The organism is Bradyrhizobium sp. WSM1253 (assembly GCF_000244935.1).
GTDB lineage: Bacteria > Pseudomonadota > Alphaproteobacteria > Rhizobiales > Xanthobacteraceae > Bradyrhizobium > Bradyrhizobium canariense.
In genome coordinates, this window is sequence record NZ_JH600073.1 from 6,598,126 (window position 1) to 6,616,665 (window position 18,540).

Here is an 18,540-nt window from a genome sequence, read left to right on the forward strand (position 1 = left end):
GCGCACCCGCGCTATCGCGAGGTCTTCACATGACTGGGACGCCGTCAGTCCAGAAGCTCTCCCTGTTCGCGTTGACCGCGATGGTGGTCGGATCGATGGTCGGCTCGGGCATCTTCTCGCTCCCGAGAACATTCGGCATCGCCACTGGTCCGTTCGGAGCGGTCTTCGCCTGGTGTATAGCCGGCGGCGGCATGTACGCGCTCGCCCGGGTGTTCCAAACGCTGGCTGAACGAAAGCCAGAGCTCGATGCTGGTGTCTACGCCTATGCGAAGGAGGGATTTGGTGATTATCCTGGTTTTCTATCGGCGTTCGGGTACTGGATCGGCAGCTGCATCGGCAACGTATCCTATTGGGTCCTTATCAAGTCGACCTTGGGCGCCTTCTTTCCTGTCTTTGGAGACGGGAACACGGTCACAGCCATCATCGTCGCCTCGATAGGAATCTGGCTGTTTCACTTCATGATTCTTCGCGGCGTGCAGCAGGCCGCGGCGATCAACACCATCGTCACGATTGCGAAGATCGTGCCGATCCTGGTCTTCATTGCTATCCTGATTTTTGCGTTCAAAGCCGATCTTTTCCGCGCCAATTTCTGGGGCGGCGAGGGGATGCCGGACAAGAGTCTGTTCGACCAGATTCGCGCGACCATGCTGGTGACGGTGTTTGTCTTTCTCGGCATCGAGGGCGCCAGCGTCTATTCGCGCTATGCCAAGGAACGGGCGCATGTCGGCGCGGCGACCATTTTGGGGTTTGCGATCGTTACGACCCTGATGGTGCTCGTGACCATGCTGCCATATGCCGCGTTGCCCCGCGCCGAGATCGCCGGCATGCGACAGCCGTCCATGGCAACGGTATTGGAGGCGGTGGTCGGGCATTGGGGCGCGATCTTCGTCAGCATCGGACTCCTGGTTTCGGTATTGGGGGCCTATCTCGCCTGGTCGCTAATCTGCGCTGAGGTGCTCTCCGCCGCCGGACGAACGAAGGATATGCCAGCTTTGTTCGGCACCGAAAATGCGAACAAGGTGCCGGCTGCGGCGCTCTGGCTCACCAATGTGATCGTTCAGCTCTTCGTCATCAGCACCTATTGGTCGCAGGATGCATTCGCGCTGATGCTCAATCTCACGAGCGTGATGTCACTCATTCCGTTCTTCCTCGTCGCAGCCTACGGGCTCCTGCTCGTCCGTCGCGGCGAGACCTATGAGAAAAGCAGCCGTGATCGCAAGCGCGACATGATCTTTGCCGGCGTCGCCTTGGTCTATACGCTGTTCCTGATCTATGCCGCCGGGATGAAGTTCCTGCTGCTGTCCTTGATCCTCTACGCGCCAGGCACTGCACTCTATTTCTGGGCGCGCCTGGAACAGAAGGCGCGGGTCTTTACAGCCATCGAGTGGGGCCTCTTCATTGCAGCCGCCCTCGGCGCTGCTGTTGGAATACACGGACTGGCCACCGGCTACATCACCATCTAGGCAGGCAACTCCCGGGAGAACTCCCATGGCAAAGCAGACATCGGACACCTCGGCTCCCTTCGGCGTCCATTCAGAGGTCGGCCAGCTGAGGAAGGTGATGGTCTGCTCGCCAGGGCGGGCTCATCAGCGCCTTACGCCCTCCAATTGCGATACTCTGTTGTTCGATGACGTGCTGTGGGTGGACAATGCCAAGCGCGACCATTTCGACTTTGTTCAAAAAATGCGTGACCGCGGGATCGAAGTCGTCGAGATGCACAATCTGCTCGCCGAGACGGTCGCGATCCCCGAGGCCAGGAAGTGGATCCTGGACAACCAGGTTGTTGCCGATCAGGTCGGTCTCGGTCTGATCGACGAGCTGCGCGGTTATTTGGAAGGTCTCAATCCGCGCGAGTTGGCGGAAACGCTGATCGGCGGAGTATCGACTCACGACTTTCCGGATGCCCATGGCGGCGAGATGCTCAAGCTGGTGCGCGAAGCAGCCGGGATGACCGAGTATTTGCTACCGCCGCTTCCCAACACCTTGTACACGCGGGACACCACATGCTGGATCTACGGCGGCGTCACGCTGAATTCGCTCTACTGGCCAGCGCGGCACGAAGAGCCGATCCTCGCCACAGCCATCTACAAGTTCCATCCGGATTTCGCCGGCAAGGTCAACGTCTGGTGGGGCGATCCGACGCGCGATCACGGCCTCGCGACGCTGGAAGGCGGCGACGTGATGCCGATCGGCAAGGGCAACGTTCTGATCGGATTGAGTGAGCGCACCTCGCGGCAGGCGATCAGCCAGGTTGCCGCAGCCTTGTTCAAGAGAAAAGCGGCCGAACGTGTGATTGTGGCGGCTATGCCGAAGCTGCGCGCGGCGATGCATCTCGATACTGTCTTCACGTTCGCAGATCGGGATTGTGTCCTGCTCTATCCGGACATCGTCAACAACATCGCGGCCTTTTCCTACCGGCCGGCCGACAATTCCGCCGGCCTCGATCTACGCAGGGATGAAAAGCCGTTCGTGGATGTCGTGGCCGAAGCGCTCGGCCTGAAGAAGTTGCGCGTGATTGAGACCGGCGGCAACGCGTATATGCGCGAGCGGACCCAGTGGGATAGCGGCGCGAACCTGGTCTGCGCCTCTCCGGGCGTGGTGTTCGCTTATGACCGCAACACATACACCAACACCTTGCTGCGCAAGGAGGGGATCGAGGTGATCACCATTGTCGGTGCAGAGCTGGGACGCGGCCGGGGAGGCGGTCATTGCATGACCTGCCCGATCACTAGGGACGCGGTGGATTATTAGCCGACCTGCGGGCGCTCCGGCCCTGAAGGAGGGCGTTCACGGCCGCGTGGCATTCGGCCGTTGCTGGGTAGCATCCGGGGAGTTCCAGCCAGACGGCGTCTGCCGCCTCAATCACAGATTTAATTCCTGACCATTAACACGCCATAATCAGCACCCACGCTCAGCTGATTCCAGGTGTACGCAGAAGCCATCGGGGGACACCATGCGCGCGCTGACGATTCTTTGGCTGGTCGTTGGATGGTTTGGAGCAGACACCGCTTGGGCGGCGGATGTTGATCTCACCGAACTGAAGGCGAGCGGTCCTGTGCCGTATTATTCCGCTCCGTCATGGAGTGTCGTTGGCTCCGTCGCGCCAACCTTCACTGACAATGCTTTGTTCAGCCGGAACAACCGCAGGTCGGATTTTTATTATGAGCCCGACGTCAGTCTCAGGTTGGATGGGAACCTCACAAGCGACCTGTCGTACCGGCTCTATGCTCGCGCCCAATACGAGGCCTTTGCGACCGAGAAGGACGGCAACGCCGCAGTGGCGCGAATGGGAGCGCGCTTGACCGAGAATTGGGACGGCTGGCGCTTCTCCGCTATTTACGAGAACCGGTACGATTTCGACGGTGTCTATCGCGATCTTGCTTTCACGTCCCACGACGTGATGGGCTCGGTAGCGCGCGACTTCCGCGTGAACAATGTCACGCTGTCGCCACTGTTGCTCCTGACCTACCGGTTTTCCGATCTTGCGGAAGCCCGCCGCTGGCGCTTTGACGCGGTGCTGGGTATCGAAGTCAAGCTGGACCCGAAATGGTCGATTGTGAGCACGCCATTGTTAGAAGCCTTTTGGTTCACGGACGGGCTGAACAGGGGCCGACAGGATCAGATCTACTCAGCGGACGTCGGGCTGAGGTATAGTTTCGCCAGCAACGTGTCGATCACGACCAGCGTATTGTACGAGGCGCGAACATCGAACGTTCCGGAGCGGCGATACAGGGATCTCAGGGTTGGTCCCCGACTTGATTTCGCGTTTTGAAGGGCTTGGAAGATGACGAGATGCGGGTGTGTATTGGTGGGAATCATCGTTGGTCTAACGGCCGCCTCCGTGGCTTCTGCGGATCCCCGCGATTCTGCTGACCGGAGCCAGCGCCTGGATACCGATGCACTGAGGGATGATGTCGGCGTTAACCGCCTCCAGGTGCCGTCTCATCCGCTGGTGCTTTCGCCGCCTCAACAACCCGCTCCGAGCGCGAAGGCAGGAAAGAAAAAGAAATCCAGCGCGAGCGGAGTTGGAGCCCGGTAGCGCACGGACGCAGGTGCGGCCGGATTGCCGTGGCGGTACCCGAGAACGACTTCACGAGTCTCGGAAGCCGCTGATTGCGCATTGGGGAGCTGTTGTCGACACAAGCAGCTCGTGAAGGCTTTCTACGATACTTTAGCATCTGTTGCATTTCATTTGAATCCAGTGCTGCCCAGTCTGGCACAAGTTGCATACTGCACCCCTTATTGAGATCCACGCACGGATTCGCGATTTCAATCTGAGGAGAATACTACTTGTGGTGCTATCAACCAGACAGTGTATAATTGGAAGACCCTTAGGGCATCCGCACTCTGAACCAGCAATGGAACTCGCCCGAAGGGCAGGACGGCGACTCCCGATATTGATCTTCAATGTCGGAGGCCCCGCAGCAGAGTGAGCGCGTACCGTGAAGCCCCATAGTTTTCCCGCCTCCGACTCAGTTCGAACCAGCGGCACGGGGTGGTTGCAGCTAGGTTTCGAAGAAGCCAGCGACCGCCTTTACTGGATGTGCTCAGCCGAGTTTCTCTTCGTGGTGCGCGCTTCGCTTGGCGGACGCTTCGTCTATGAGACGGTTAATCCGGCTTTCGAGTCGCGTCTCGGCATCTCGGCCGACGCTATCCGGGAGCTGGATGTCTCTGATTGCTTGAGCAGCGACGACATCGAACCCGTCTGCCAAGCCCTACGCGCCTGTCTCGCCGAAGAGAAGGAGGTCAGGGTTCGCCATCGTCTGGCGTTTGGTGGCCAACGTCAGAATATGGAGACGACGATCGTTCCCGTCATGGACCCCGCGGCCGGTCGTGCGGTCCGGCTAGTCGGCAGCCATCGTATGGCCCACACTGGTCCGTTCGAGGAAGCGTCTAGACCGCTGGACGATACCCACGCCCACGTCGACTTGGCATCCATTCAGGAGGAAATCCAGCAGCGGATTGCGTCTGATCTCCATGATTCGACGTGTCAGCATTTGATTGCGGCGAGCCTCGGCCTCATGCGGATCCGACGCAGCATGAGCGACCCGCCCAGCGCCGAGCGGCTCTGCGATGAGATCGATGCGTCGATTGACGAGGCGCTTAGGGAAATTCGTGCCTTTTCCTATCTGCTGCATCCCCGCAATCTGACGCACGATAAGCTCAAAGCCGCAATTGAGAATTACGCGGATGGATTTGCGGCTCGCACTTCGTTGCACGTAGCGACGAGGATCGTGCCCGAGGTCGATCTGCTGCCTTACGAGAAGCAGCGCACCTTGCTCCGGATCGTCCAGGAAGCGCTCACGAACGTATTTCGTCATGCGCAAGCGACCAAAGTCAGCATCGTCATTGACGCGACCGACAGCCAGTTTCGGCTCACGGTCAACGACAATGGGCGGGGGCTCCGCGCTGACTATGGCAAACATCGTGCAAAGGCAACATCGATCGGCGTTGGAATTCCGGCGATGAGGGCAAGGCTCGAGCAGATTGGAGGAGCGCTGGACATCAGCTCCGATCAGGCAACATGGCCCTCGGGCACCATCCTGCGCGCAGTGCTTCCGCGTGGGCTGGCGAAGAGCGCGCGCAGCCGGCGTAAGGTGACGACCTCCGTGAGGCCCCCAGCAGGCACCCACTGAGGAAGAAGAAGAAGAGGTTACCGGTGGCGGGTGGCTGCCGCGTAACGATATTGGAGTGCTCTGCCATGAAACACATTCTTATCGCGGATGATCACGAAGCGGTGCGATCGGGCCTGCGAGCGGTCCTCGAACAGCGGGCGGATTGGGAAGTCGTTGCCGAGGCGAACGACGGCAGCAAGGCACTTACGGCGGCAATCGAAAGCCGGCCGCATGTGGCTATCATCGACTTCTCCATGCCGCGGATGACCGGCGTGGAGGTCGCGCGGCAGATCAGGGATTATCCGTTGCAGACGGAGGTGTTGATCTTCACGGTGCACAAGTCGGGTCTGCTGGCGCAGCAGGCGTTTGAGGCAGGCGCCCGCGCGTTTCTGGCGAAATCGGATGCTAACAGATTGCTGTTGGCGGCCGTCGACGCACTTCTGGCGCACAAGCGGTTCTGCAGCGAAAGCTGTCGAGACGAGCTCGATCACGGCGGCGAGGGCGCAGATGGGCGCCGGAGGCTTACGCCACGCGAGCAGCTTGTGGTCAAATTGGTGGCGGAGGGTTACAGCAACAAAGGCATTGGCGCGATCCTGAACCTCAGCGTCAAGACGACTGAAGCTCATCGAGCGGCCGCGATGCGCAAGCTGGAGGTGAACTCAACCGCAGGTTTGGTTCGGTACGCTGTTCGTTCGCATCTGGTCGAGGCATGACAGCATATGATGTTCTTGAGGACCGCCACGTCGGTACATTCGCGGTGGCAGGCTCAGGGTTTTGCAGGATGGCGCTTAGAACCATGAGTGGCATGATCGTCTGACCTTGCCGCACTGAGCGTCTCCAGGGGTGCGGCCGGAATCGAGAACGGCGCCATGAAACGCATCTTGATTGCGGATGATCATGCGGTCGTACGTTCGGGACTTCGCGCGATCGTCGAAACGCAGTCCAACTGGATCGTCGCCGGCGAAGCGATCAATGGTGAACAAGCCATCGGATTGGCTCTGGAAACGAGGTCGGACGTCGTCATCGTCGACTACTCGATGCCCCTGATGAACGGGTTGGAGGTCAGCCGTCGGCTAAAGGCACTTGATCAGCATACGGAAGTACTGATCCTGACGATGCATGAAGACGAGGAACTGCTGAGGGACGCTATTCTGGCGGGTGTCCGCGGCTTCCTGTTCAAGTCGGATGCCAAGAAGCATCTGATTTCGGCGATCGAGGCGCTGCTCGACGGCAGGCCTTATTTCACCAGCGCCTTGATAGAGAAGCTGCTGAGTGATTACCAGCTCAACAAGCAGGGCAGGTCGGAGATGCTGCTGACGTCACGCGAGCAGAGCGTCGTCCAGCTGATTGCGGAGGGGCATACCAACAGATCGATATGTAATCTCTTGAACTTGAGTGTGAAGACGGTGGAGACCCATCGGGCGTCGGCCATGCGCAAGCTCGGGATGTCATCCACCGCCGAACTGGTCCGCTATGCCATTCGGAAGAAGCTCGTGGCGCCCTGAGGGATTCCGCCGTTGTCCTGAATGCCCGAGCGGTGGGTGGCTGTCGGCTTGGGCTGCCTTGTGCTGTTCCATTCGCGGGCTAATCCAATGTGAGCCGGCCAGCGGCCGTGGCCTGAGCACGGCGCCTGCGCGGGCAACGCAACCTGCTGGATATCAACTTACTGGCAGTACACGCCCCGCCTTTGCTGGCGTGGGATTGAATGCGAGACCCGCAAGCTCCAACAGGACGCCAGTGGCAATCCCGGCAACTGTCGCTGACTTGATCCAAAGACGCTTCCTCGGATGCATGGCGAACCTCCTCGGCGCTGCCGATAACGGGAGCCGCATCAGGCGCAGCTGAACAATTGCATGAGCCTCGTGGACCGCTGACGTTGACTTCAGATCGGGGAAGATCCTGCCCATTAAACAAGAGGAAGTCTGATCGTGAACGTTGCGCCGCCGTGATCTCGATTTTTTGCGGCTATCGTCCCTTGGTGCGCTTCAACAATAGTGTGGGCGATGGACAGGCCCATGCCCATGCCTTCCGCTTTGCTAGTAAAGAAGGGTTCGAAGACTTCCTTTAATTGGTCTTTTGGAATGCCCGATCCGCAATCCGACACGGACAGCTCGGCAGAGCCCTCGGCGCGCGAGGTCTGGATGCTGATGATGCGGCTTTCGCTCGGAGTGTCCTTCATCGCCTCGATCGCGTTCACGACAAGGTTCAGAATGACTTGTTGAAGTTGGATGCGGTCGCCCAGGATCGGAAGCGCCTCCGGCATGATCTGTTCAATCAGCTCCACTTTTCGTCCAACGGCCAGCATCGAAAGAAATTCGATGGTCTCACGAACAAGATCATTGAGATCCAGTTTTTTCAGCTCGAAAGGTGCCTTCTTAAGGAGGCTCCTCATCCTCCGGATGACTTCGCTGGCGCGCCGGTCATCCCGCAAGATATCGTCAACAATCTCGGCCAGCCCCGCAATGTCAGGGTTCTGAGATTTTAAGATTAACTGCGCGGTCTCGGCATTAGTCAGAATGGACCCGAGCGGCTGGTTGATTTCATGCGCGATTGTTGCGGTCAGTTCGCCAGCTGTCGAGAAGCGATTAACATGGGCCAGTTCGGCCATGCGTTGCCGGGACTGCACTTCCGCCAAATGACGTCGATGATGCTCCCGAAGCAGGGTCGATATCAGCCCGCCTTGCAAAAGTATAACGCCGGTGATCAACGAGATCTGCCACCAATACCGTTCCCACACTGACGGCTCGCGGAAGTAGATGGTGCTGCCAGGCGGCAGACGGCTCTCGGAAATTCCCCAGCGCTGCATTTGTCGCCAGTCGAACATGGGCGCTGCCGGGACGACGAATGTCGGCTTAATGTCGCCGGCCCTTTCGCCGTCAAGAATGCGCAGGGCGACCTCCGCGGCCTTCTTGCCCTGTCCGGCAATGACCTGCATTGGACCGCCGACGATGCCTCTACCGAAAAAGGTCGCGTCGTGGAAAAAGATCGGTGCATTGGCCGCGTCAAAAAGCCGTGAGAACGCGCTGTTGCCTTCATGGGTCACTCCCGCCGCATCGACGGTCAATCCAAGCCAAAAAATGGCGCTGTGTGGCGGGAGGTTGGCCGCGTCTTTGAGCATATCCTCAAAGGAAAGCTCATCGTACCACCGAAACTGCACGCGGTCGGCAAACAGCGCGGTGGATTTGGCCAATTCGTTCCGCCAAAATGTTTCGCCCGGCGAAGCTCCCACAACAATGGCGATAGTCTTTGTTTGGGGCAGGACGCGCACGACGTTATCAAAAAAAGCGACGTCATTGTTGGCAACCGCCACCACCGTGTCGTATTCGGTCAGTTTGTCGAGGTCCACCCGGCGACGCTCTACCAACGTGAAGAGCATAGGGGTTGTTGGAAAAAGGTCCTTCCGGTGCGCCTGCACGAAATTCGCGGCGGGCGAGCCGATAGCGATGATAAGGTCGGGCTGCTGATCATGGTTGAGCGCACGAAGGTAGTCGACAAATGCTGCGTCTGATTTGTCGCTGGCCGCCCGGGCATTCAGAAGCGAATGGTCCTGAAAGGTCACGAAAGGACGTTGGCTTATTCCGGCGCGAAGGGCCTCGGAATAGTCGGTCCACGGTTGGAAGCGAAGACCGTATGAATGCAGCATCAGAATCCGTTTCGGCGTTGGACCAGCCGCTTGACTTTGACACGGGGTCGCCAGCAACCATGCAATGGCCAGCGCAGCGGTGAATATCCGCGCAAAAAAAGGTCGCCATGGTACCGCCAAGCGCATAGTGCTCCGTTCTCCGACTGAACAGGAACCGTAACGGCTCGACCAGACGATTGACAGACGAAAGAGCGCTACCAGAAAGTCGGATCTGGAAAAGCACTGGAGCGGCTTCGAAGCGCAGATCAAGGCCCATTTCGCGAGCGCCGGCAAGCAGATCCAGCAGCAGCAGGCTACGCGTAAGGACACCGCAGTGGCGCAGGGCGAGGCGTGGCGCGTGGCCGCGGATCGGATCCGTGAGGCGGCCGGCAAAGTGGCGGGAGCGCGGACCACCGATCTCGATGCCGTGCTCAAGCAACTGAAGTCGGACGGCGTCCCAAGCTGGAGCACGCCTCCAGAAGCGGAAGCTGGCGGGCAGCGAGTCCTCGTCTTGTCTGCGATTAACCAGCGATTCTCAGGTGCCGATCGGCCAGTGTGGGCCGAAGGTGCGCAGGCGTGGTTGTCGGCACTGTGAGCATGGACCGTATTAGCCGGAGCTAGCTCAAACTTGCCCATGATGGATTGGACCGATTGATCAGCCAGCATAGAAGCTCGAATGTTCAACGCGGCGAACTCTAGATTGATCATTGTGCAACCGGCAGGCCTACGCTTCTGTCGGAATCGACCGTTGATTGCGCGTGCGCATCTTTCGGCGCGGAAGCACCTCGAATTCCAAAATGCTGAACCCACCCTCGAATGACGCGAACGATAGCGGGGTGATGCGCCACCCCAAGCGCACTCGCGGTTGGGGTTTTCGCTGTAAGCCGTTGATCTGCAATGATCGGATATTGGGCCAGTTGGAAAAATTCGCTTGAGAAACCAATGGCGGTAGCGTGTCTCTTAATCAGCGGGTCCCAGGTTCGAGCCCTGGTGCGCCCACCATTTAAATCAAGACCTTAGCGAGAGAAACCGTTTGAGAAGGCCGAACTAAAACGGTTTTTCAAACGGTGTTTTTTGACGGCCGGGCGGCGACTCTCGGCATTGTGATGTGCTCTCCTCGTCTCCGCGGAGGCCAAAGGCGTCTCGAAGGCCGCCCGACAGAACTGCTCCATCAATGTTGCATCTGGGTCAGAGCCGCCCGAGACATGGGCGGCATCTTCCCACTTCCTTTCAATGTCATCGGCGGCGCATTGGGGCAGCTGCGCCGCGCTCCCATCGAAGTAGTGGTTGAAGTCGACGTGCACCCTCATGTTGTCCGGGCGGTAGGCCGCCATGCGATCGTAGAGAAGAACGGACGCTGCTCCGAACGCCGATAGACCGATTTGTGCATCGGTGATCTCGAGTCTTCCGTCTCCGGGTCGATCGGCAGGTCACGAACCCGGCCTTGAGGAAGCCTCCCGCCTGCTCATTGTGCACCCGCCGGATTGGGCGACAGCCGTAGCATACTGCCGTCGCGTTTCAGGCCGCCAGGGATGAGCGAAGCTCCGGCGAGCAACCAGTTGAGCGCGACGTCTGAGAGCCGAGCCTCGTTCTCGAGATAGCCGCCGCCGACATCGGCGTGCACGCCCGAAAACCAGACCTGTTCGAAGAAAAGGTTGTCGTGCACGTCTCGTTTGTCCTGCTTCTCGGCCGTGGGCGACCAGGTGACACGCTTGAAATCGGCGCGGCTCTCGTCGATCGAGATCGCATGTTTAGCGTAGCCCACCCTCGGATTGAGGGTCGTGTCGTAGAATTTGTGATTCGGCGGAGCGAAATGCACCGTCTGCAGGCGCTTCCAGAATCCATAACCGGGCAAGATGGCGCGATCTTCAGATAGTTCATGAAAAAAGCAATCAGCGCTGTGGCGATGCCGAGGTAGCTCAGAATCCAGGCCGACCATGGAAAGACCGGCTGAAGGAAGCCACCTAGCCAGTGCAACCCGATCAGTAGCGCAATGCCGGAGGTCACGAGCGCCGCGCCCAGATATTTGTGGCCGAGGGCGGCGGGATCAACTTGGCGCCTTCCGCGGGCGTCAAGGCGAAGCTGCTTGGCAGCAACTGGATCGGTCGCTTTGAGTACCAGCACTACGACTTCGGTAGCGCACACCTCCAGTTCACTGCCATCTCCACCAGCCCTCCTAGTTCGGCGGACAGGGGCGGAAGTCAGACACTGGATGTGGTACGCGCCCGTCTATCGTACAAATTTGGTGGGGATGCGGTCGTCGCTCGTTATTGAGGCGCAGTGCGGGCCAGCGAGGCAGCCTTCACTTGGCTTCGTCCTTGACGATGTCTGTCAGGCTCTCAAGCTGGTGGGCCAGCGCTGTCCAGCTACGGGCGACATTCATTAGTACCGAGCACCGGCGGGCAGAAATCCGCCCCTCCTTTGCTTTGGCGTTGCATTCGGCAGCATACTCTCGGCACTTTTCTGCGCTTGGCACTGCTGTTGCTCCTGTCAAGAAGCTTAGCTTACGGTAAGCGCGAAGCCGATACCCTTGCTTCAGAATTCGAATGAACGTGCGAAAGAAGCCTCCGGCTTGGACGGAGGTTTGGGATGGGATTGGACAGCAAAAAGGACGTCCATTTGGACGGCTCAACGAGGGGGTCGGTGAGCCGGCTGGAGGTTCTTGAAGGACCATCGGGGCGCCGCGTACGTTCGGAAGCCGAGAGAGCTCGGATCGTCGCCGAGAGTCTGTTACCCGGTGCCCAGGTGTCCGAGGTGGCGCGCAAGCACGGAGCGACGCGCTGGCAGATCTACGATTGGCGGCGGCGGTTTCGACAGCGAGGCATGTTGCCGCCGCGCGATGCATCGCAGCCGACATTCGCGCCGCTGGTCGTGGAAGGTGCGTTGGAGGAGCGTCAGGTTCCGGCGATCAAGCTCGAGATCTCGATCGGCGATGTCGTGCTGCGGACGGACACAGCCATAGATGGCGAGCAGCTGTCCCGTGTGATCCGCGCGATGCGAGCGTCACGATGATCGCGGCCGGTGCCGATCTGAAGATTTACATCGCGACGCGGCCGATCGACTTCCGCTGTGGCCACGATGGGCTTGCGGCGAAGGTGCAGGAGATGCTTCGTCTCGACCCGTTCAGCGGCGCAGCCTTCGTGTTCCGATCGAAACGAGCGGACCGGATCAAGATTTTGGTCTGGGATCGAACGGGTCTGGTGTTGGTGCACAAGCGTCTTGAAGGTTGCAAGTTCGTTTGGCCAACGATCGCAGACGGCGTGATACGGATATCGCCGGCGATGTTCGCAGCCCTGTTCGAGGGGCTGGATTGGAGGTTGGTCCGCCCGGAAGAAGCGCGGCGTCCCCAGGCGGCTGGATAACTGCGGCAGAATGACTCGGCAGCTATTTTGAATGTGGCACGCGCGGCGGCGATGTGCTCGAAATAGCGCATGAGCATCGCGGCGCTGCGCGACGAAAATGAACAATTGAAAGCGCTTTTGGCGCAAACGCAGGCGGCCTTGAGCGAACATCAGGCGGCGCTGGCGACGTCGGAAGAGGCGCGGCGTCGGTTGGAGGTCATTCTCGGCGAATTGCGACGCGAGAAGTTCGGCGCGACGTCCGAGAAGCTGCGGCCAGATCAGTATCACTTGCCGCTGGAAGACGTGGAGATCGCGCAAGGCATCCTGGACGCGGCGCAGGAGAGAGCCGAGGCTGTGATCAAGGGCCGATCGCGGAGCGCGCCGGATCAAGGTTCTCATCGCAATCGCGGCTGCCTGCCTGCCCATTTGCCGCGGGTGGAACGGATCATCGAGCCTGCGAGTACGCTTTGCCCGTGCGGTTGCGGCGCCATGACGAAGATCGGCGAGGACGTCAGCCAGCGCCTCGACGTGATCCCGGCGCAATGGCGCGTGCTGGTCACACGCCGCCCAAAATACATCTGTCGCCGCTGCTCCGGCCCCGTCGTGCAGGCGCACGCACCGGAGCACGTCGTGCCCGGCGGGCTGCCGACCGAAGCGGCCATCGCGCATGTGATCGTCTCCAAATTTGGCGACCATACGCCATTTTACCGTCAGGCCGAGATCTATGCGCGCCAGGGCATCCGGCTTGATCGGGCGACACTGGGCAACTGGTCCGGCCGCGCCTGCTTCCATCTTCAGCCCATCGCGGAACACATGCGCCACCACCTGGCCATGGCGGATCGGCTGTTCATGGACGAGACCAAGGCGCCGGTACTCGATCCGGGGCGCGGCCAAACGAAGAAAGGCTACTTCTGGGCGATTGCCTCAGACGACCGCGGCCACAGCGGCCCAAGTCCGCCGATCGTGCTGTTCCGATATGCCCCCAGTCGCAGCGGTGCCTTCGCTGAGCAATTCCTGGATGGCTTTGGCGGACGCTTCCTGCAATGCGATGCCTATGACGGTTATGATCGACTGACCGAAGTCGCTCGACTGCAAGGGCCTTGGACGCTCGTGCATTGCTGGAGCCACTTGCGCCGACGCTTCGTCAAATTGGCCCGCAATAGCAAATCGCCGATCGCCGAGGCCGCCATTCGGCACATCGCACAGCTTTACGCCATCGAAGCCATGGTGCGCGGTGCATCGCCGGACATCCGGCTCGCCGCACGAAAGGAGCATTCGTTGGCTCTCGTCGCCGCTTTGAAAATGTGGTTCGAGAAGCAGCTGTCGATGATCTCCAGCGGTTCGACGCTCGCCGAGGACATCCGCTACGCGCTCAATCATTGGCAAGGTCTGACCCGCTTCCTCGAAGACGGGCGCCTCGAGCTCGACACGAACCCTGTCGAGAACGCCATCCGGCCAGTCTGCCTGACCAGAAAAAATGCGCTCTTCGCCGGTCATGAGGTCGGAGCCGAAAACTGGGCCTTGCTCGCCTCGATCGTCGCCACCTGCAAGCTCAACGACGTCAACCCGGCCGCCTACATCGCCGAAACACTCGAGACGATCATCGACGGCCATCCCCATAGCCGCATCAAAGACCTCATGCCGTGGCGATTCCGCAAAACGTCAAGCCAGCCTCAATAGGGTTGCGGCTAAGCGCTTACAGCTTACGTCCGATAGCCAGAAGAGAATTGAAGCAGATCAAGCAGGCAGCTCGCAAATCGATTTTTGCCATTACCGGCTACATTAGGCCAGTTACCGCCGGCGAATGAGAACAGATCGCAATTGTCGTCGCATCGCGAGAAAAGCCGCTCCCTGGGCGGTGGACAGAGCCACCGCGCACGGACAAACGCGGCCTAACGCGGCATGCTTATGTTTAGCAAAGCCCCTTGCAAAACCGATCGCCAAGTCAATGTCCGATCGGCAAATATCAATGAGCGACCTGCACATGCCGCGGGGACCCGCTGGCAGGGAGCACACCGAAGCACAGCATTGCAACGTGTTTGGCAAGACGGTATTCCACGTGACATCAGTCACAACGGTGACACGATTTGCAGTTTATCGCGTCCCGCGCAGCGGGCTGACTCTCCTCCTTACCTGGTGGGTTGATCTAGATCAAATCGGGCACTTGCCACTATGGGTGATTACTCTTTGGAGCCGCGGGATGCAGGTCCTGTGACAGCAAATCGCGATTAGTCTGTCGGTCACTCGTTACGGGAGTCATCACAATGAGGTGCAGGTTCAGTATCGTTACGTTCGTCCTAATCGCCCCAACGTTCGCCAGTGAGGCGCTTGGCACAACGACGGACATTCGCAGCATCACCTGTAGCGAATATCTCGCCATGCCGGCTACACCGTCGGGCAAATTTTCGGCTTGGATGACCGGCTGGTTTAGTTATGAAAGTCGGAGGACGTTTGTTGATTTTGACCTGCATCGGGCAAATGTCACAAACGTAAGAGGGTGGTGCCAGTCCAACCCGAATGCCAGTGTGATGGTAGGGCTGGAAAAATCGATAGGCGTAACTGCCGTGCCTAACGCTACGCTGGATTTTAACAAGATCACCTGCGGAACTTGGTTGGCATACGGTCCAGCGGATCAAGATTTTGTAAGATACTTCATGAGCGGCTACTACAACGCAGCAGCAAGCAACAGTGTATTGGACTACGAGCGCCTGCAGAGGAACTCCAGTGCGGTCGTCGCATACTGCAAGAAGAACAAATCCCGCACTTTACCAACGGCCATTCAGAATAGAGCTAGTTAGCTGGACCAGTCTCCCGCCGCTTGCGAGCAACAGAGCGCGCCGTGTATTAGTTTGACTCCTGTTGATGGCCGTCAGCCAAGTAGCGGCGCATTTCATCGAGGTTCGCTCAGTGACGCATGTCGGACAAGATTTGCGAAGCTTGGAGTTCTTCGCAGTTTGACTCATTTGAGACCTCGGCCGACCGCAGCCGACCTTCCAGTTCGGAACCGATTTATTTCACAACCAAATGCTTCCTGGCGGCTACGGCGGCGGGAGCGGACGGGGAAATAGTGAACGTTAGCCAGGTGTTCCATCCCGACGGACGGTTCGCTGCACCAAATTCGCCGTATCCCCTCAGACCAAGGAAGCCCTGCATGTCTGCGACCGGGAAGCTGTACCCGATTTGCGGACCGACACCGAAAACGCGTGACCTGAAACTACCGAGGATCGGGTTCTGGCCGGAATCGTCGGTGACTTGCTGGTAGGCGTATCCGACAATGCCGACGAAAAGCTGCTTAGTGAGGGAGTGCGATGCGCCCCAGTCGAAGTGGAAATCGATGCCGCTCCGGTACTGGGTGTCGGGATTCCTGAAATTGTAGGTCAGGCCGGCGACGCCCGAGATTTCGTTTCCTGCCGCCGGGTCGAAATAGGTGTAGCCGCCCCCAATGTCGATCGCGCCGTGCCCGAGCCCGATATTGGGAATCCGCGTCGGATCATAGTCGCCGACGGGAACATTGCCTGTGACGTAAGCCATGTAATTGTCGACGCCAAGGTTCCATAGTAGTTGCGCGAAGGGCGCGAGGTCGCCGTAGGAGGTAAGCGAGCCTTCGAGCATTCCGGTACGCGTCACCACAATCGGTCCGGCTATCGCTGTCAGTGTTCCGGCGATACTAGTGGCGGCTCTGCCGTACTGGCCCGATATACCTACGACCAACTGACCGCCAAGCTCCGCCGTAGCGAAAGTATACGATGGCGTAAGGGCGACCAGATCGGCCCGCCCGTTCAGACGCAGATTCAAATTAACGTTGACGTTCGCGGGGATTTTGCCGGCCAGGATCTCTTTGGCCGCAGCAGCACTCCCCGCGGCGGCGACGCTGGAATGGTAATCGATGACACTGAGCGCCCAGCCCGGTGTCTGCTGCACCGCGGAGAGACTTGCAAACTGACCCGGAAACCAGAATGAGCTACCGCCCTGGTCGGCATGCGAAACATCAGCGCAAAGCACGAGAGCGGCCACCGCCAGATAGTCGATGACGCAGCTTCCCTGTTTGTTTGATCCCATTTGCAAACCTCTGGGCAGTACTTGCAGCAAGCGCTGTTACAGCAAAGCGCTCCGCGAACTGCAGGACCCAGGTTACGACGGCCTTCACTACTAGGCACAAGCAACGTCAAAATGCGTCACAGAATGGTAACAGCTCGAGACAATTGTCTTGGGCGATGACGCAGTTGCAGCCCTCAAGGTGCTTGCGCTGGAGATGCTCGGCTTCTCGAGCGCCAAGATTCATAAGCACAAAAAAAGCCCCGGCATGCCGGGGCTTTGGTTTGCCAAGGTGGGTGCGATCAATATCTTGCCGCGACCGGTGCGCCGTATCCACCGAAGCGGTAGTTCAACCGAAGCGTGACCATATCCACATCTTGGCTGACGCCGCTGCCGGTGAGGACGAACCCTCCGGGAGTGACTACGCCTGCGAAGCCGGCATTATCACGGCCCATCCAGAGATGGTCGTATTCGATACCGAACGACCAATTGGGCGTGAAGCCGTACTCCCAGCCCACGCCAAGGGCGCCGCCCCAGCGCGTGTGGCCCGCCGATGCCAGGCCGACCCCGGTGACGTTGTTGAATATATCGAATCGGTTGCGCGTCACGGCGGCGCCGCCCTTCACGTAAAACAGCGAGGCATTCCACGCCCAGCCGAGCTGCGCCGTGAAGAGGCCGATGGCGTCAATCTTACCGGTTGTCGAAATCAGCGGGTCGATCAGACTGACGCGCGTATTCTTGATTTCTGCCCAATCTCCCTGCGCTTCCAGGCCGAGCACAAACTGATTGGTTTGCCAGCGGTACCCGATCTGTCCGCCAGCGAGGCCGCCGGAGCGATCGGCGCAACCACCTGCGACCGTCCCTGCTGGCGTCACGAAATCCACACAGCCGTGGCTTTGTCCCCAACCGCCGTTGGCGCCGATGTAGAACCCGGTCCAATCATAGATCGGCGCGATCACCGGGGGCGGGGCCTTGACATAAGGTTTAGCAGCCAGATCAGCCGCTGACGCGGGTGCCGCCATGCTCACGGCCAGCAAGGCCATGCCACTCAACCAAATCTTCTTCATTCTTTTTGCTCCATCCACGTTTCACCCTAACGATGCCGGCTCTTTTCTTGGCAGTCCCGCATTCCAGCTCGAAGCTAGCTGAGCCGCCTGGAATTCGGTGTGCTTACGTGGCAACAGTTGGGAAAATTGAGCAATTTGCGCGTTTGAGTTGTGTCAGGAATGTTGACCAGTCAACTGGCCGCCTGGAATTTTCCGCGATGGGGGGCAAGGGCGCTTGGTCTCATCTCCGCACCCTTATGCTGAGATCCTAGGCCCCGCGCAGACGTGCAACACGCCTTCGCGGAAGCCGCCGACGAACTCATCAGATGCGTCCGCTGGCAGAATTTCGCTGAGATCATCAAACGACCCGCTCACCATGGTGGCAAGCTCGTGCGCCGAAGCATGCTCTGCCCAGCGGCGACCCAACTCCAAACCTCGTTGCCGATCTGTCTCTGTGTCCATAGTCCTGGACCATCCCGGCGTCCGTGGCCCCGGCGAAGCTGATGCCGCGCCGGGGCCTGTACGATCTTGCCAATCCTGGAAGCTTGGGGGCTGGAAAGAATCGGCAAGGCGCACTCTAGACAAGCAGATGCGCAGTGGTTGGCCAGTGCACTTTGTGCCAATGGATGAACGCCCCGGCCGGAAATAGCTTTTCGGGCTGTCGGCATACAAGACGGACCGCTGACCCTTACGCGCTAGCCGGCACACTCTGGCGCCATGACCATCTCACCCCGACATCGGGTGCAGCGCGCGCTAGTCCCCACGATCTCGCAAGCTGGGTCAGCTGGCACAATGCCCCGGCAGCACTTCGGGCACGTATATCCCGCGATGTTTGGCGTGAAGTCATACTCCGGACCAACATAGGCGCACATCATGTGGTG

General features: G+C 59.4%; 16 protein-coding genes. 11 read left to right on the forward strand and 5 right to left on the reverse strand.

Annotated features, from left to right (window positions below; translation table 11 throughout):
- Positions 1 to 29: 29 nt before the first annotated feature.
- The 6 genes from BRA1253DRAFT_RS32050 to BRA1253DRAFT_RS32075 all read left to right on the forward strand — a co-directional run bounded on the left by BRA1253DRAFT_RS32050 (position 30) and on the right by BRA1253DRAFT_RS32075 (position 7,120).
- Positions 30 to 1,463 (forward strand): basic amino acid/polyamine antiporter, encoded by a 1,434-nt coding sequence (locus BRA1253DRAFT_RS32050; protein WP_007601215.1) that lies wholly within the window; start codon positions 30 to 32, stop codon positions 1,461 to 1,463.
- Between the two features lie 25 nt (positions 1,464 to 1,488).
- Positions 1,489 to 2,751, forward strand: coding sequence for an arginine deiminase (gene arcA / locus BRA1253DRAFT_RS32055; protein ID WP_007601216.1), 1,263 nt, complete (start codon positions 1,489 to 1,491; stop codon positions 2,749 to 2,751).
- Positions 2,752 to 2,953: 202 nt separating this feature from the next.
- Positions 2,954 to 3,772 (forward strand): outer membrane beta-barrel protein, encoded by an 819-nt coding sequence (locus BRA1253DRAFT_RS32060; RefSeq protein ID WP_007601217.1) that lies wholly within the window; start codon positions 2,954 to 2,956, stop codon positions 3,770 to 3,772.
- A gap of 670 nt (positions 3,773 to 4,442) precedes the next feature.
- The gene (locus tag BRA1253DRAFT_RS32065) at positions 4,443 to 5,636 is read left to right on the forward strand and encodes an ATP-binding protein (protein WP_007601218.1); all 1,194 of its coding nucleotides are present in this window, start codon (positions 4,443 to 4,445) and stop codon (positions 5,634 to 5,636) included.
- Positions 5,637 to 5,701: 65 nt separating this feature from the next.
- Positions 5,702 to 6,328 (forward strand): response regulator transcription factor, encoded by a 627-nt coding sequence (locus BRA1253DRAFT_RS32070; RefSeq protein WP_007601219.1) that lies wholly within the window; start codon positions 5,702 to 5,704, stop codon positions 6,326 to 6,328.
- A 156-nt stretch (positions 6,329 to 6,484) separates the two neighbouring features.
- Positions 6,485 to 7,120: a response regulator transcription factor gene (locus BRA1253DRAFT_RS32075; RefSeq protein ID WP_007601223.1), complete on the forward strand. Its 636-nt coding sequence runs from the start codon at positions 6,485 to 6,487 to the stop codon at positions 7,118 to 7,120.
- 401 nt (positions 7,121 to 7,521) lie between these two features.
- On the opposite strand, the gene BRA1253DRAFT_RS32080 is transcribed toward BRA1253DRAFT_RS32075, so the two are convergent.
- Positions 7,522 to 9,258, reverse strand: a complete 1,737-nt coding sequence (locus tag BRA1253DRAFT_RS32080) for a sensor histidine kinase (RefSeq protein WP_007601225.1) — start codon at positions 9,256 to 9,258, stop codon at positions 7,522 to 7,524.
- A gap of 313 nt (positions 9,259 to 9,571) precedes the next feature.
- On the opposite strand from BRA1253DRAFT_RS32080, the gene BRA1253DRAFT_RS45600 reads away from it, so the two are divergent.
- The gene (locus BRA1253DRAFT_RS45600; protein ID WP_051058478.1) at positions 9,572 to 9,832 is read left to right on the forward strand and encodes a hypothetical protein; all 261 of its coding nucleotides are present in this window, start codon (positions 9,572 to 9,574) and stop codon (positions 9,830 to 9,832) included.
- A gap of 421 nt (positions 9,833 to 10,253) precedes the next feature.
- Here BRA1253DRAFT_RS45600 and BRA1253DRAFT_RS32090 read toward each other — a convergent pair whose 3' ends face one another.
- Both BRA1253DRAFT_RS32090 and BRA1253DRAFT_RS32095 read right to left on the reverse strand, forming a co-directional pair.
- Positions 10,254 to 10,571: a hypothetical protein gene (locus BRA1253DRAFT_RS32090; RefSeq protein WP_007601226.1), complete on the reverse strand. Its 318-nt coding sequence runs from the start codon at positions 10,569 to 10,571 to the stop codon at positions 10,254 to 10,256.
- 131 nt (positions 10,572 to 10,702) lie between these two features.
- The gene (locus BRA1253DRAFT_RS32095) at positions 10,703 to 11,176 is read right to left on the reverse strand and encodes a DUF2235 domain-containing protein (protein ID WP_083869981.1); all 474 of its coding nucleotides are present in this window, start codon (positions 11,174 to 11,176) and stop codon (positions 10,703 to 10,705) included.
- Between the two features lie 704 nt (positions 11,177 to 11,880).
- Here BRA1253DRAFT_RS32095 and BRA1253DRAFT_RS32105 point away from each other — a divergent pair.
- From BRA1253DRAFT_RS32105 to BRA1253DRAFT_RS42210, 4 genes are all read left to right on the forward strand, one after another.
- Positions 11,881 to 12,249: a transposase gene (locus tag BRA1253DRAFT_RS32105; protein WP_245285822.1), complete on the forward strand. Its 369-nt coding sequence runs from the start codon at positions 11,881 to 11,883 to the stop codon at positions 12,247 to 12,249.
- On the forward strand, positions 12,246 to 12,599 hold the full coding sequence (gene tnpB, locus BRA1253DRAFT_RS32110) for an IS66 family insertion sequence element accessory protein TnpB (RefSeq protein ID WP_007601228.1): 354 nt from the start codon (positions 12,246 to 12,248) through the stop codon (positions 12,597 to 12,599). The genes BRA1253DRAFT_RS32105 and tnpB overlap by 4 nt, the downstream gene beginning before the upstream one ends.
- A 69-nt stretch (positions 12,600 to 12,668) precedes the next feature.
- Positions 12,669 to 14,258, forward strand: coding sequence for an IS66 family transposase (locus tag BRA1253DRAFT_RS32115; protein WP_007601229.1), 1,590 nt, complete (start codon positions 12,669 to 12,671; stop codon positions 14,256 to 14,258).
- A 584-nt stretch (positions 14,259 to 14,842) separates the two neighbouring features.
- On the forward strand, positions 14,843 to 15,376 hold the full coding sequence (locus tag BRA1253DRAFT_RS42210) for an HdeA/HdeB family chaperone (protein ID WP_007601232.1): 534 nt from the start codon (positions 14,843 to 14,845) through the stop codon (positions 15,374 to 15,376).
- Positions 15,377 to 15,587: 211 nt separating this feature from the next.
- On the opposite strand, the gene BRA1253DRAFT_RS32120 is transcribed toward BRA1253DRAFT_RS42210, so the two are convergent.
- Positions 15,588 to 16,637, reverse strand: a complete 1,050-nt coding sequence (locus BRA1253DRAFT_RS32120) for a transporter (protein WP_007601233.1) — start codon at positions 16,635 to 16,637, stop codon at positions 15,588 to 15,590.
- A gap of 278 nt (positions 16,638 to 16,915) precedes the next feature.
- Positions 16,916 to 17,680, reverse strand: coding sequence for an outer membrane protein (locus BRA1253DRAFT_RS32125; protein WP_007601234.1), 765 nt, complete (start codon positions 17,678 to 17,680; stop codon positions 16,916 to 16,918).
- Positions 17,681 to 18,540 lie beyond the last annotated feature (860 nt).